The sequence below is a fragment of the Nocardioides sp. J54 genome (assembly GCF_000519005.1).
Taxonomy (GTDB): domain Bacteria; phylum Actinomycetota; class Actinomycetes; order Propionibacteriales; family Nocardioidaceae; genus Nocardioides.
This window is the reverse complement of record NZ_JAER01000005.1, coordinates 130,647-144,202: the sequence shown is the minus strand read 5'-3', so window position 1 is coordinate 144,202 and position 13,556 is coordinate 130,647. Positions and strand designations below refer to the sequence as shown.

The 13,556-nt window shown below is 68.4% G+C and carries 14 protein-coding genes; 12 read left to right on the top strand and 2 right to left on the bottom strand.

Features of this window, described 5'->3' with window-relative positions:
• Positions 1 to 5 precede the first annotated feature (5 nt).
• Positions 6 to 941 (bottom strand): class I SAM-dependent methyltransferase, encoded by a 936-nt coding sequence (locus NOCJ54_RS0105460; protein WP_028654690.1) that lies wholly within the window; start codon positions 939 to 941, stop codon positions 6 to 8.
• A 217-nt stretch (positions 942 to 1,158) separates the two neighbouring features.
• Positions 1,159 to 1,521, bottom strand: a complete 363-nt coding sequence (locus tag NOCJ54_RS0105455; protein WP_028654689.1) for a DsrE family protein — start codon at positions 1,519 to 1,521, stop codon at positions 1,159 to 1,161.
• Positions 1,522 to 1,546: 25 nt separating this feature from the next.
• Here NOCJ54_RS0105455 and NOCJ54_RS0105450 point away from each other — a divergent pair, with 25 nt between their 5' ends.
• The 12 genes from NOCJ54_RS0105450 (at position 1,547) to NOCJ54_RS0105395 (ending at position 13,548) form a co-directional block, all read left to right on the top strand.
• On the top strand, positions 1,547 to 2,041 hold the full coding sequence (locus NOCJ54_RS0105450; RefSeq protein WP_028654688.1) for an FABP family protein: 495 nt from the start codon (positions 1,547 to 1,549) through the stop codon (positions 2,039 to 2,041).
• The gene (locus tag NOCJ54_RS0105445; RefSeq protein WP_028654687.1) at positions 2,034 to 2,468 is read left to right on the top strand and encodes a Fur family transcriptional regulator; all 435 of its coding nucleotides are present in this window, start codon (positions 2,034 to 2,036) and stop codon (positions 2,466 to 2,468) included. Before NOCJ54_RS0105450 ends, NOCJ54_RS0105445 begins: the two co-directional genes overlap by 8 nt.
• On the top strand, positions 2,465 to 2,932 hold the full coding sequence (tagD, locus tag NOCJ54_RS0105440) for a glycerol-3-phosphate cytidylyltransferase (RefSeq protein ID WP_036516949.1): 468 nt from the start codon (positions 2,465 to 2,467) through the stop codon (positions 2,930 to 2,932). Before NOCJ54_RS0105445 ends, tagD begins: the two co-directional genes overlap by 4 nt.
• On the top strand, positions 2,929 to 3,897 hold the full coding sequence (ygfZ, locus tag NOCJ54_RS0105435; protein ID WP_028654685.1) for a CAF17-like 4Fe-4S cluster assembly/insertion protein YgfZ: 969 nt from the start codon (positions 2,929 to 2,931) through the stop codon (positions 3,895 to 3,897). Before tagD ends, ygfZ begins: the two co-directional genes overlap by 4 nt.
• 202 nt (positions 3,898 to 4,099) lie before the next feature.
• Complete coding sequence (locus tag NOCJ54_RS0105430) at positions 4,100 to 4,471, top strand: hypothetical protein (RefSeq protein ID WP_028654684.1); 372 nt, start codon at positions 4,100 to 4,102, stop codon at positions 4,469 to 4,471.
• Positions 4,472 to 4,643: 172 nt separating this feature from the next.
• Complete coding sequence (locus tag NOCJ54_RS0105425; protein WP_157514796.1) at positions 4,644 to 6,398, top strand: DUF4012 domain-containing protein; 1,755 nt, start codon at positions 4,644 to 4,646, stop codon at positions 6,396 to 6,398.
• 44 nt (positions 6,399 to 6,442) lie between these two features.
• Complete coding sequence (locus NOCJ54_RS24000; protein WP_051485496.1) at positions 6,443 to 7,849, top strand: polysaccharide biosynthesis tyrosine autokinase; 1,407 nt, start codon at positions 6,443 to 6,445, stop codon at positions 7,847 to 7,849.
• The gene (locus NOCJ54_RS0105415) at positions 7,846 to 8,706 is read left to right on the top strand and encodes a glycosyltransferase family 2 protein (RefSeq protein ID WP_028654682.1); all 861 of its coding nucleotides are present in this window, start codon (positions 7,846 to 7,848) and stop codon (positions 8,704 to 8,706) included. The genes NOCJ54_RS24000 and NOCJ54_RS0105415 overlap by 4 nt, the downstream gene beginning before the upstream one ends.
• On the top strand, positions 8,703 to 9,854 hold the full coding sequence (locus NOCJ54_RS0105410; RefSeq protein WP_028654681.1) for a glycosyltransferase family 4 protein: 1,152 nt from the start codon (positions 8,703 to 8,705) through the stop codon (positions 9,852 to 9,854). The genes NOCJ54_RS0105415 and NOCJ54_RS0105410 overlap by 4 nt, the downstream gene beginning before the upstream one ends.
• Before the next feature lies 1 nt (position 9,855).
• Complete coding sequence (locus NOCJ54_RS0105405) at positions 9,856 to 11,145, top strand: hypothetical protein (protein WP_036516947.1); 1,290 nt, start codon at positions 9,856 to 9,858, stop codon at positions 11,143 to 11,145.
• Positions 11,142 to 12,404 (top strand): oligosaccharide flippase family protein, encoded by a 1,263-nt coding sequence (locus NOCJ54_RS0105400; RefSeq protein WP_028654679.1) that lies wholly within the window; start codon positions 11,142 to 11,144, stop codon positions 12,402 to 12,404. The genes NOCJ54_RS0105405 and NOCJ54_RS0105400 overlap by 4 nt, the downstream gene beginning before the upstream one ends.
• Positions 12,397 to 13,548 (top strand): CDP-glycerol glycerophosphotransferase family protein, encoded by a 1,152-nt coding sequence (locus NOCJ54_RS0105395; RefSeq protein ID WP_198020121.1) that lies wholly within the window; start codon positions 12,397 to 12,399, stop codon positions 13,546 to 13,548. Before NOCJ54_RS0105400 ends, NOCJ54_RS0105395 begins: the two co-directional genes overlap by 8 nt.
• Positions 13,549 to 13,556: the final 8 nt, after the last annotated feature.

The following is a 13,556-nucleotide window of genomic DNA, read 5'->3' as shown; positions in this document are numbered from 1 at the left end:
GGCGTTCAGCCGGCGGCGGCCAGGCCCCCGGGCTTGGTCACGTCGCCTGCGGCCCCGTCGACCGGACGCTGCTCGCTCGCCGGCGCGGCAGCCGCCGGGGCCAGCTTCCCGGGCTTGCGGGCGTAGGCCTCGAGCACGATCCGCGGCGCCCAGCCCCGGTCGATGAACCGGTCGGTCGCGCGGCCGACCGCCCCGGCGGCGCGGGCGGGGACGCCCATCGACGCCAGGTAGGCACCGGAGTTCAGCGAGTAGCGGGCCCGCGGGATGACCTCGACGTCGACGAAGCCGACGGCGCGCAGGGCAGCCGTCATGCTCTCGGCGGTGTGCAGGTGCCAGTGGTGCGGGGCGATCCGGCGGTCGACCCAGCGCGACATCCGGCCGCGGGCGGCGGCGGTCACCGCGAGCGCGGCGGTGTCGACCTTCGAGCGACGCGGCGTCTGCAGGAAGAGCGTGCCGCCCGGCTTGAGCACGTCGAACGAGCTCTGCAGCAGCGCCTCCGGCTCGGCGACGTGGGCCAGCACGCACCACATCGTGACCGCGTCCTGCTCCGGCACGTCCAGGGTGGAGAGGTCGCCGAGGTCGACCTCGACGTCGTACGAGCGCTTCGCGAGCGCGACGTTGGCCTCCATCAGGTCGTTGCCGCGCACCCGGAAGCCGCGCTCGCGCGCGACCGCGAGGAACTGGGCGTCACCCGTGCCGATGTCGTAGAGGAGGCGGTCCTGCGGGCCGCCGTCGAGGCGGGCGGCCAGCTCGTCGAGCACCTCGGCCTGCGCGGCCTCCGCCGCGTGGTTGCGCTTCAGGGCGACCCAGGCGGCGCGGTCCTCGACGCTGATCTCGTCGAGGCTCACCGTGTCCGGGAGCACCAGCTCGGCGCGCTCGGACCAGCCGACCAGGCCGCAGGAGCGGCAGCGGAAGTTGCTGCGCCCCGTCCGGCGCGACACGGGGTAGGACTTCAGCCATGCCGACGCACAGGCTGGACATGCGGTGACGGACATCGCCGTAGGAGCCTCCGGACCACCGTGGCGTAGGAGAAGGGGGGTGCACGGCGGTGTGAGCACACCCTAAGGCGCGCGACGCGCGCGTGGAGGTCGGTCCCGTAAATTTTCGTGAGGCGTCCAAAGATTTCGACCGACGGCCGCCGCTCGCCCAGGGGCGCGCTCAGTAGACGAGCGCCTGGGCCCCCTCGGCCAACGCCTCCTCGACGAAGACCGGCGCCCCGGCGATCCGGGCGCCGGGGACGAGGTCGTCGACGTCCAGCGAGCGGCGGGCGGCGCACTGGCCGCACACGGTGACCGTGCCGGAGGCGAGCACGGTGTCCAGCAGGTCGGGCAGGGGAGTGGCCAGCGGCAGGTCGAGCTCGGCGGCCCGGCCGGGCACGGCGAGCCACGCCGCCTCGCCGGTCAGCCAGAGCGACACGGGCACCCCGGAGGCGGCCGCCGTGGCGGCCACGGTGAACCCCTGGTTGCACCGCTCGGGCGCGTCGGTGCCGCAGGTGACCTTCACGACGAGTGAGCGCGCCATGGGAAGCAGCCTAGAATGGCGCGTCGTGGCCTTCGAACTCCCCGACAACCTGCACCCCGACTGCGGTCCCATCGCCTGGATGCTCGGCACCTGGCGGGGCAACGGCCACGGCGACTACCCGACGATCGAGTCGTTCCAGTTCGGCCAGGAGCTGATCTTCACCCACGACGGCCGGCCGTTCTTCCACTACATGGCGCGCGCCTGGATCATCGACGACAAGGGCGAGAAGGTCCGCGACGCCGCCATCGAGACCGGCTTCATCCGCGCCGTCGGTGACGGCAAGTTCGAGATCCTGCTGACCCACAACACGGGCATGGCGGAGATCTGGCACGGCGAGGCCGCCGACGGCAAGTTCGAGTGGACGACCGACGCCGTGGCCCGCACCGAGACCGCGAAGGAGTACGCCGCCGGCAAGCGCCTCTACGGCAACGTGGAGGGCGACCTGCTCTACGCCTTCGACATGGCCGCGATGGGCCAGCCGCTTCAACCGCACCTGTGGGCGAGGCTGAGGCGTGCCTGACCGATCCGACACCGTCGACTGGCGAGCCGCGCTCCGGGACCGCGGCTACCGGCTCACGCCCCAGCGTGAGCTGATCCTCGCCGCCGTCGACGAGCTCGGCCACGCCACGCCCGACGAGGTCCTGGCGAAGGTCCAGGAGACCGCGAGCACCGTCAACGCCTCCACCGTCTACCGCACCCTGGAGGTGCTGGAGGAGCTCGGGCTGGTGCGCCACGCCCACTTCTCGGACCGCGCCCCGACGTACCACTCCGTGCGGGGCCACGAGCACTTCCACCTCGTCTGCCGGGGCTGCCACAGCATCACCTCGATCGACACCGCGGAGGCGGACCCGCTCGTCGAGACCCTCCGGGCCCGGGGCTTCGAGCCGGACCTGGGGCACCTGACCGTCTTCGGCCAATGCGCCGACTGCCAAGGAGGGTCGTCATGACGACCGTGCTGACCTACGGGACCTTCGACCTGTTCCACATCGGCCACCTGCGGCTCATCCAGCGCCTGGCCGCGATGGGGGACCGGCTGATCGTCGGGGTCTCCACCGACGAGTTCAACGCCGGCAAGGGCAAGAAGTCGGTGGTGTCGTACGACGACCGCGCGGCCATCGTCGAGTCGATCAAGGGCGTCGACCTGGTCCTGCCCGAACGGTCCTGGGACCAGAAGCGGTCCGACATCGTGGAGCACGGTGTCGACCTCTTCGTCATGGGCGACGACTGGACCGGGAAGTTCGACGACCTCTCCGACGTTTGTGAAGTGCGCTACCTGCCTCGCACCTCGGGGGTGTCGAGCACGGAGATCAAGGAGATGCTCCGCACCCTGGACCCCGTCCACATCGAGGAGATGCAGGGAGCGCTGACCACCCTGACCCGCCTCCTCGAGCACTACCGGGACCTGACATGACCGAGAACGCCCAGCCCAGCCCGCTCCTCGCCCTCCCGGGGGCGGTCGCCGGCGACGGGGTCGACGCCCCGGTGGCTGCCCACTACGGCAGCCTCTTCGGCGAGCAGCGCGCCCTCGAGGCCGGCGAGGGGTTCGTCGACCTCTCGCACCGCGACGTCCTGCGCGTCACCGGTCCCGATCGGCTGACTTGGCTGCACTCGCTGACGACCCAGTACTTCGAGGGCCTCGAGCCCGGCCGCTGGGTCTCCGCACTCGTGCTGAGCCCGCAGGGCCACGTCGAGCACGCGTTCACCGGCGTCGACGACGGCGAGGCGTTCACCGCGCACACCGAGCCGGGCCGGGCCGCCGCGCTCATCGGGTTCCTCGAGCGGATGATCTTCATGATGCGCGTCGAGGTCGCCGACGTCACCGCCGAGACCGCGGTGGCGTGGCGACCCGGTCGCTACGACCTCGTGCCGCGCGAGCGGCTGACGGCGTACGCCGAGGCGGCCGGTCCCGCAGCCGGGCTGTGGGCCTTCGAGGCGCTGCGCATCGCCCGCGGCGAGCCCCGCTTCGGCATCGACACCGACGCGCGCACCATCCCCAACGAGGTCGGCTGGCTGGACGCGGAGCAGGCGCCGGGCTGGGCCGCGGTGCACATGGACAAGGGCTGCTACCGCGGGCAGGAGACGGTCGCCCGGGTGCACAACCTCGGCCGGCCGCCGCGCCGGCTCACCCTGCTCCACCTCGACGGCTCCGAGAACCGGCTCCCGACGGCCGGTGCGGAGGTGCTCCCGGCCGGCGGCGGTCGCGCGGTCGGCTTCGTGGGTTCCTCGGCCCGCCACCACGAGCTCGGGCCGATCGCGCTCGCCGTGCTCAAGCGCAACACCGACGTCGCGGCCCCGCTGGTCGTCGACGGCCTGCCGGCCGCCCAGGAGGTCGTGGTCGACCCCGAGGTCGGCTTGCACTTCCGGCCCTCGCGCTGACCGGTCGGACATTCCTTCCGGGGCCCAAAGTCCCGGTTCTACGGGGGTTTCTACCTACCTTCGAGGGTCCCGCCTGTGACCTATCGCTCATGATCTGCCAACCTCCGGACCGTCCGGCGGAGCTCGTGTTGACTGTCCCGAAGTCGCACCGGACAGAGGTGCGGCAGGCACCAATACAAACGTTGGGGAGAGTCAAACTCACATGAAGCAGATCGTTGTCGGCCTCATCGCGGCCGCCATGGTGACCTTCGGACTCGGGGTGGGAGCCGCCGAGGCGTACGTGCCGGACGTCAAGGTCGTCCAGGTGAAGGCGAAGAGCACCATCAAGAAGAACGCCAAGCCCTCCATCCGGGTCAAGGCCAAGAGCGGCAACGCGCGCCCGGTCGGCTGGGGCCAGGTCCGCTGCGTCTCGCTGAACGGCAAGAAGGTCTTCAAGGCCTCGGGCGCCGTGAAGAACGGTGTCGTCCCGGCCCCGAAGATCGCGCGCAAGGGCGTCTACAACTGCTCGGTCAAGTTCACGGGCAAGGGCAAGTTCGTCACCCGCTCGTTCAACCACCGCGCCGTCGTTCGCTGACGACGCCAGTCGTGCAGTTCGGGTCGTTCTCGACCCGATCGTGATTCGCGGCTGAGGACCCCGGGCCCGCCCGGGGTCCTCAGTCACGTTCCGACACGTGGCAGCAGGGCGCGTCCGCGCCCGCCCACGTCGTCGTCTGTTGGTGTGTAGTGCCATTTCTTGGGGGGTTGGGGTGAGCTCGAGGAACCGTTGGGTCCTCGCGGCGGTCGGTGGGGTCGTGGTGCTGGCCGGAGCGTGGTGCGCGTACACCGCGTGGCAGGTGCAGGGCGACCTGGACGACGCCGTACGCCACGCAGAGGCGGTCCAGGCGGCCGTCGAGGCGCGCGACCCCGAGGCGCTGCGCGACGAGCTCGACGCCCTGCGCGACGCGAGCAGCGCCGCCGCCGACCGCACGTCGGGACCGACCTGGGCCGTGCTGACCAAGGTGCCGTGGTTCGGCGACGACGCCGCCGGCATCGAGCTGGTCAGCGACGTCCTCGACGACCTCGCCGCCGACGGCATCGAGCCCCTCGTCACGGTCTCCGAGCGCGTCGACGAGCTGCTGCCCCGCGACGGTGGCGCCGACCTCGCCGTGATCGACGAGCTCTCCGGTCCCGTCAGCCAGGCCGCGGCCGCCTTCGCCCGCGCCGACGAGCGCCTGCAGGACGTCGACCCCAGCGGCTACGTCGGCCGCCTGCACACGCGCTTCACCGACTTCCGGCGTCGCGTCGACTCCGCGGCCAGCGGCCTGCGCTCCGCCCGGATCGCCACCGACGTCCTGCCGACCATGCTCGGCGACGAGGGCAAGCGACGGCACCTGCTGGTCTTCCAGAACAACGCCGAGGTGCGCGCCACGGGCGGCCTGCCCGGCGCCGTGTCCTACCTCGAGGCGGAGGACGGCCGGATCGCGCTCACCCACCACGTGGCGGGCAGCGCGCTCGGCCGGACACCGACGTCGGTGCTGCCGCTCACCGACGCCGAGGTCGAGCTCTACGACGACTACCTCGGCCGCTACTTCGTCGACGCCAACATGACGCCGGACGTGCCCCGCGCCGCGGACCTGATGGTCGCCCGCTGGCACCAGGAGTACCCGGCGCGTCCCGTCGACGGCGTCGTCATGGTCGACGCGGTCGCGATCTCCTACCTGCTGGAGGCCACCGGCCCGATCACCGTGGACGGCGTCGAGCTGACCGGTGACAACCTCGTGGACGAGCTGCTCCACGAGTCCTACGTCCGCCTGCCCGAGCCGGCCGCCCAGGACGCCTTCTTCGCGGAGGTGGCCGGGGAGACCTTCGCCCGGTTCACGCGAGGGGTGGGCGACCCCACGGCGATGCTGCGGGCCCTCGCCCGCGGCGTGGACGAGCGCCGGGTGTTCGTGACGTCCTACGACGACGACGTCCGGACCGCGCTCGACGGCACCGCGATCGCGGGCGAGATGGTGACCGATGCCGGCGTCACCAGCCCGCAGGTCGAGGTCACCCTGAACGACACCACCGGCGCGAAGATGTCCTACTACCTGCGCTACGACGTCGACGTGGTCCCGGTCTCCTGCGTGGACGGCGTGCAGTCGTTCAGCACGAAGGCCCGGCTGCGCTCGACGGCGCCGGCCGACGCGGCCGACCTGCCGGCGTACATCACCGGCGGCGGCACCTACGGCGTCGACCCCGGCAGCCAGGTCGTGACGGTGCGGATCTTCGGACCGGTCGGAGGTACCGTGGGCCAGCTCGAGTTCAACGGTGAACCGATGGACCTGATCCGCGCGGACCAGGACGGGCGCCCCGTGGGGATGACCTACGTCCAGCTGGACCCGGGGCAGACCGTCGACCTGGCCTGGACGATGAAGAGTGGCGCGGGCCAGACCGGCGACGCCGTCGTGGCCGTCACTCCGACGATCGAGAAGCGCAACAGCCGGGAAGTGCTGGCGACAGCCTGCCGGCGCGCGGACTAGGAGCGTCCGCGTGTTCGAGGGAGCAACAAGGGGGAGGAGCAGCTGTGGAGCTGCATGACTACATCCGGATCGTCCGGCGACGATGGATCTCGATCCTGGTCGTCGTCGTGCTCGCCGCAGCCGCGGCGGCCGGGGTGACGGCACTGCAGACGCCGCAGTACGCGTCGACCGCGCGTCTCTTCGTGACGACGTCGCAGATCGACCAGGCGCAGCTGCTGCAGGGGAGCCAGTTCTCCGCGCAGCGCGTGAAGTCCTACGCCGACCTCATCACCAGCCGTGAGCTCGCCAAGCGGGTCATCAGCGACACGGAGATCGACGCCAAGCCCGAGGAGATGGCGGAGAAGGTGGAGGCCCGTGCGGTCCTCGACACCGTCAACCTCGAGATCACCGTCACCGACACCGACGCCAGCCGCGCCCAGCTGATCGCGCAGTCGTACGCCGAGCAGCTCAGTGACCTCGTGCGCGAGCTCGAGACCCAGGCGGGCGCCACCAGCGCGCCGATCAAGGCGACCATCGTCGACAACGCGTCGTACTCCGACTCCGCCGTCTCCCCGCAGCCCAAGCGCAACGTGGGTCTCGGTGTCGTGCTCGGCCTGCTCGTCGGCCTCGGCCTCGCCGTCCTGCGCGAGCTGCTCGACACCCGGATCAAGTCGTCGGAGGACGTCGCGGAGATCACCGACGCCCCCGCGCTGGGCACGATCGTGTTCGACTCGGCTACCGAGAAGACCCCGTTGCTGACCCAGCTCTCGTCGCACTCGCCGCGCGCGGAGTCCTTCCGCGTGCTGCGCACGAACCTGCAGTTCGTCGACGTCGACAGCGAGCACAAGGTCTTCGTCGTCACCTCGGCCGTGCCCGGCGAGGGCAAGACGTCCACCGCGCTGAACCTCGCCATCAGCCTGGCCCAGGGCGGCGCCCGCACCCTGCTGGTCGAGGCCGACCTGCGCCGCCCCATGGCCGCCAAGCGCCTCGGCCTCGACGAGGCCGTCGGCGTCACGACCGTCCTGGTCGGCAAGGCCGACCTCGCCGACGTCACCCAGCAGCACGAGGAGTCCGGCCTCGAGTTCGTCGCCGCCGGCTCCGTGCCGCCCAACCCGGCCGAGCTCATCCAGTCGCGCGCGATGGACGACTTCCTCGCCCAGGCACGTGCGGACTACGACGTCGTCATCCTCGACGCCCCGCCCCTGCTCCCCGTTACCGACTCGGCGCTCCTCGCCGCCAAGTCCGACGGCGCGATCGTCGTGCTCAGCCACGCCCGCGTCACCCGCGACCAGGTCCGCCTCTCGATCGACCGCCTCGAGCAGGTGGACGCCCACGTCGCCGGCCTCGTTCTCAACAAGGTGCCGGTCAAGGGCAAGTCGTACGGCTATGGCTACGGCTACGGTTACGGCTATAGCCCTGGGGCTTCGTCGGAGTCCGCCGCACTGTCCGACCAGCCGGGCACCGCCGGATGAGCAGGACGAGAGCGGGCGCCGAGGACGTCACCGCTGTCATAGTCAGCTTCAACAACGCTGAATTGACCAAGCAGTGCGTCGAAGCCCTGTCTGCGGCCCACGTCCCTCGGGCGATCATCTGGGACAACTCGACCATCAAGGCGGAGTCCTACGCTCTCCGCGCACTAATGGACAGCGGTAGCGTCGAAGTCCTGTCGGACGGCGCCAACCATGGGTTCGGCGCCGGTAACAACAGAGCTGTCGCCGAGGTGGAGTCCGAGTACGTCCTCTTGGTGAACCCGGACTGTCTCGTCAACCCGGACACCGTGGGGGTCTTGCGAGATGTTCTCGCCGATGCGCCCGACATAGGGATTGTCGCGCCCCGCATGATGTATCCCGACGGAACGTACGGGTACGCAGGTGGACCCCGACCGTCGATGCTCAAGGAGCTGGCAGCAGCGACCCGCATCGACGAACGTCTGCCCCCCCGAGTCAGGCGCACAGCAGTCCGGGTGTTCGAGCGGGTGACGGGCCAGCGAGGTCTCATCGCTAGTGTCTCGGGCGGAGCTGAGCTCGACCTCGACTGGGTGTCAGCCTTCTGTGTTCTCCTGCCGACCGCCGTGTATCGATCTGTGGCAGGTTTCGACGAGCGATTCTTCCTCTACTTCGAGGATGTCGACCTGTGTGAACGCATCCGCGCCGCTGGATATCGAGTTGTGCTCGCCCGTCAGGCTTCCGCCCTTCACTACGAGAGCACGTCGACCTCGACGGCGAAGAGCGAGCAGTACTGGCGCGGGCTGACCACCTACTTCATCATTCGCGGTGCGCGGTTCCAAGCGTCCTTGGCAAGCGTCGTAGGAAGAGTTGCGCGAAGTTGAAGATCTTGTTCGTCGCTCCCTGGGTTCCGCAGGCGGAGCGCCCCAGAAGCCTCGGTCTGCTCCAGCACCTCGCGGATCACCACGAAGTGCACGTTGTCGTCGTGGCGTGGTCGGCAGCCGAGGAGGAGAAGGCATCCGACCTGCCAGGCGCCACGGTACGCGTCGTGCGCCAGTCGAAATGGCGGGGAATTGCCAGAGCTGGTGCTGCCTTGGTCACGGGACGCAGCCTCCAGCAGGCCTTCGTGGGTTCGAGAGCCCTGCGGCGGCTCCTCGTCGGAATCGGTGAGGCTCAGAGCTTCGACCTCGCGTACCTGAACGTCATCCGTAGTGCGCAGCTCGTGGATGTGGTGGCAGCGACCAGGACGATCGTCGACCTCGACGAGTTCCGAAGTGCGTACTACGCACAGGTTGCCGAGCGATCCGCCTCTCCCTTGTCGCGGGTGGTCGGCCGGATCGAAGCTCCCCGGATGCGGCGCGCTGAAGCCCAAATCATCGAGCGGGTGGATAGGTACCTGGTGTCGTCTCCGGTGGACGTGGTGCCGGGAGACGAACGCGCCCGGCTGGTTCGGAGCCCCCACCAGATGCCGGAGGTCGGCGACCGGCAGAGCGACCACCGTGACGAGATGATCTTCGTCGGGCGGATGAGCTACTCCGCCAATGTCGAGGCGGTGGAGTGGTTCGCCAACAAAGTCTGGCCCGACCTGGCGCGACGCCGCCCCGAGATGACGTGGTCGGTCGTCGGTGCGGATCCGGTGCGGTCGATCAGGGCGCTTTCCAGCCAGGGCATTGCGGTGACGGGCCGAGTTCCCTCAGTTGCTGAGTTCTACCGGCGCTGCGCCGTCGCGATCGTTCCCGTGACCCTGGCGACAGGGGTACAGATGAAGCTGATCGAGGCGCTGTACATCGGTGCGCCAGTCGTTGCGAGTCGGCTAGCAGCAGACCAAGCCGGAGTTGTCGATGGCGTGCACTGCTTGACCGCCGACACACCCGAGGAATGGGTTTCGGCCGTGGAACGGGTTCTCAGCGACCCTGTGGCGGCGGCTCACGTTGCCAGGTCCGGTCAGGCGTGGGCGAGAGCAAACTACGAATCTGGTGTGATCTCGGCTGCGCTCGACGCGGTGATCAACGAAGTCTCGTGGGCGGACTAGCGTGCTCCTTGTCGCAGTCGCCTGCGTGCTCGTCGTTGCTCCGCTTGTCGTGCACGACATCGCGCGGAAGCCAAGTCGTGGGCTCGGTCTCTACCTCTTAGCTCTCGTCGCTGTCCCCTACTGGATAGGAGCGTCGATCGGAGGGCGGTTCCTCCCAGTCGCAGTCATTGCTGGAGTCGGATGCCTGGTGATGCTGCGGCGGTCTGGTGAGCGCCGACTCGCGTTCCCGGACCTGGTCGTGATGGCGATGGTCGCTGTCCTGCTCTTGTTGTGGCTCCTCGGACTGTCCCTGGGCGAGCACGTCGTCGCCGCTGTAACAGTGATCCTGGTTCCGTTCCTCCTGGGGCGGCGACTGGGGAGCCCTGAGTACCGGGCGTCAGTCACGGAGACCCTTGCTGTGGCCGGAACCTGTGTCGCAGCTCTGGGGTTGATCGAGTTCCTCCTCGACTTCCACCCCTTCCAGGGGCTGACCCTCGGAACCGGTCCGGATCGCATCTGGAGTCCGATCCAGTATCGCGCAGGGTTTCCTCGCTCGGAGCTCGGATTCGGTCATTCGATCGCGTACGGCAACTTCGTCGCGATCTGCGTGCCCTTCGCGGTGATGAGCAGGCGCAACGGATTCGTACGCGCTGGGATGATCGCAGTGATGATGGCCGGGATCTGTGTCTCATTCAGCCGGAATGCGATCCTGGCCGGCGGGATCGCACTCGTGCTAGCGATCGTCCTCGAGCGCCGGGCGTCGGGGGTCTCTTTCGGTCGCGTCATGGTCCTCGGTGTGGTGGGGCTCCTCGCTGCCGTGACTCTTCCTGTGTACTTCGACGCCATTGGCTCGCGCGGCGAGCTTGCGAGCAGTAGTGCCTATCGATCGGGCTATCTCACAGTGCTGGGGGACATCCGGGCCTTCGGTCTGGCCGCCGACATCTACACCCATGACTCGCTCGGTCGGTTCGCCTGGCTCGCCGCGGGCTACCCTGGTGGGAAGATCGTCACGCTTGACAGCACGCCGCTCCTGTGGGCCCTGCAGTTCGGCTGGATCGTTCTCGGTCTCTTCCTCCTGTTCCTCCTGTGGTCCGGGCTCGCGCTTGTACGACGACCGAGCGCCGCGACGATCGCACTCGTCTCGCAGACGATCACCATCGCCACGGTTGCTCCCATCACCCAGTACCCGTACCTCTACTGGTTGATCGCTGGAATAGCGGTGTCCTGGGCGTGCAACCACAGACTTCACCGACCACCGCAACCTGACGACGACGCGACAGCCCGGCCGCCGATGACGAGGACCGGGCGATGAGTCGGAGCAGGTTGCGACGCAATGTCCTGTTCATGGTCGCGTTGCAGCTGGTGAACTACGCCGCACCTTTGCTCGTGGTCCCTTACCTCACTCGCACCCTGGGGATATCGGGCTATGGGATCGTGGCTACCGGCCTCGCGTTGATCCAGGCCGCAGTGGTGATCACTGACTTCGGGCTTAGCATGCTGGCTCCAGCTGAAGTAGTCGCCACGCTGGAGAAGGACCGTTCTGCTGACCGGCTCGTGACCGCTGTCCTCACCGTTCGAGCAGTCATGGCCATCGGTGTGTCGACAGTGGCGGTCGCCCTCTCAATGTCCGCCGCTGGAGATCGCGCTGATCTGTGGCTTGCCATCATCCTCGGGATCGTCGGGCTCTCGATCCAGCCCACCTGGTACTTCCAGGCCATGGAGCGCATGGGCTGGATCACGACTTACGTCGTGGTCACGCGCCTGCTCTACGTGATCGCCGTGATGGCCTTTGTCCACAGCGGCACCAACCCAACCCTTGTTGTCGTCTGGTTCGGGGCTGCGAACGTGCTCGGAGCCATCTGCGGTCTCGTTGCGATGCGCAGGGTGGGGTATCGCTACCAGCAGCCTGATGTCGGGCTGGTCGTCGGCCTGGCGAGGCGTTCCCTGGAGTTCTTCTTGTCGCGTGTCGCTGTCGCCAGTTACACGGCCGGAGGCGTCGTCTTCCTGGGGCTGGTTGCAGGGCCTCGCGAGGCGGGCGACCTCGGAGTGGCGCAACAGCTCTACCTCGTCGGACAGACTGCGATCGGCGCTGTGGTGCAGGCCATCTATCCCCACATGCTCCGCCTGAAGGACTTCGCCCTCCTGCGTCGCATGCTGCTGGCGACGGCAGTCCTCACGTCGGCTGCGCCGGTTATCATGCTGGTCTTCGGCGACTTCCTCATCAGACTTGTCTACGGCGTTCCACCGGACTCCATCCACGAGGTGGCAGTTCTCTACCTTGCCGCACTGCCGATCTCGTCGTGCTCTGCGCTCATCGGATATCCCCTCTTCGGGGCGCTGGGTCGCCTTGATGTCGCGAATCGCACCGTCATCGGCGCCGGACTGCTTCAGGCGGCATGGTTGTGTGGCCTGTACGTCTCGGGCCACGCAAGTGCGGAGCTCGTCGTCGTGGGAGTTCTGCTCGTTGAGGTGTTGCTGCTCGTGACTCGCCTCGCGATCTGGCGGAAGCTCGCCTCGTCCTCTGCTTCAGGGGCCGCGTCTGTCCGGGAGGGAGGTGTCCACCTTGGCTGAGCTTCGGCGATTGATCCTCCTGGTGGCAACGCTGCCCCTTGTCCTCCTGCGACCTCTCGTCCCGGTCGACCGGTCGCTGTGGATCTTCGGCGCCTGGTTCGGGGAGAAGTATGCTGACAATTCCCGCCACCTCTTCGAGCACGTCGTCCGGCATTGCCCGGAAGTGACGCCCGTCTGGTTCAGCGCGCGACGCGATGTCAGGGAGGCGGCCGTTGCCAGTGGGGGGCTGGCAGCCCATCCATGGTCGATACGCGGTCTGCTGTGGTCCCTGCGGGCCGGATGCGGGATCGTGTCCAACTCTGAACGCGACCTCAACCCGTACCTGCAACCCCGGCACGTGCTCAATCTCTGGCACGGCTTTCCGTTGAAGAGAATCAGGCTGGACAATCCGCACGAGAATCGGCGTGCTCGGCTGAAGGGCATTCTGCACCGGTTGCTTCCACACTCCGCGTGGCGGATGGACCTGGGCGTTGCCAGTCTCGGGGACGAACACGCCGAGCTGATGGCATCGGCATTCGGCGTCGATCGCGATGCGGTGAGAACTGACGGATATCCGAGGAACGACGCGCTACTGGGTTCGACGGAGGGGCGCACAGGTTCGATCACGCGCGTCGCCTACCTCCCCACCTTCAGGGACAGGAGCTCGTTCTCGCCGACGACATCCCTCTCCGAGGCGCTTGCCGATGGGCTCGATGGTGCCCTGGGAGAGCTGGGGATCGAGCTGATAGTCCGACCTCATCCAGTTGATCGGGGACGACTTCCCGATGGCCTGCAGAACGTGCGCAGCGATGAGTCGTCGACGGACGTGCATGACTTCCTTCGCGACGTCGACATCCTGATCACCGACTACTCATCCATTTATGTGGACTTCCTGCTCACGGGCAGGCCGATCGTCTTCGCGCCCTTCGACCTCGACTCCTACCTGGGGTGCGATCGGCCGATGTACTTTCGCTACGAGGAAGTCACCCCGGGGCCGCGGTGCAGTGACTGGAGCGAGGTCCTGTCTGCGTTAGGTCGATTCGTTGATGATCCGGATTGGTGTCGAGCGGAGAGGGTGCAGGCGCGGGAACGTTGGCACCTGCACGACGACGACAGGTCGTGCGCTCGCACTGTCGCCTATCTTCGGGACCGGTTGAACGTGTGAGTCGGACG

What these genes read in the sequence shown, in the direction of transcription:
- NOCJ54_RS0105400 (WP_028654679.1), top strand. Translation starts at nt 11,142, where the DNA reads ATGAGTCGGAGCAGGTTGCGACGCAATGTCCTGTTCATGGTCGCGTTG.
- tagD (WP_036516949.1), top strand. Translation starts at nt 2,465, where the DNA reads ATGACGACCGTGCTGACCTACGGGACCTTCGACCTGTTCCACATCGGC.
- NOCJ54_RS0105455 (WP_028654689.1), bottom strand. Translation starts at nt 1,521, where the DNA reads ATGGCGCGCTCACTCGTCGTGAAGGTCACCTGCGGCACCGACGCGCCC.
- ygfZ (WP_028654685.1), top strand. Translation starts at nt 2,929, where the DNA reads ATGACCGAGAACGCCCAGCCCAGCCCGCTCCTCGCCCTCCCGGGGGCG.
- NOCJ54_RS0105415 (WP_028654682.1), top strand. Translation starts at nt 7,846, where the DNA reads ATGAGCAGGACGAGAGCGGGCGCCGAGGACGTCACCGCTGTCATAGTC.
- NOCJ54_RS0105430 (WP_028654684.1), top strand. Translation starts at nt 4,100, where the DNA reads ATGAAGCAGATCGTTGTCGGCCTCATCGCGGCCGCCATGGTGACCTTC.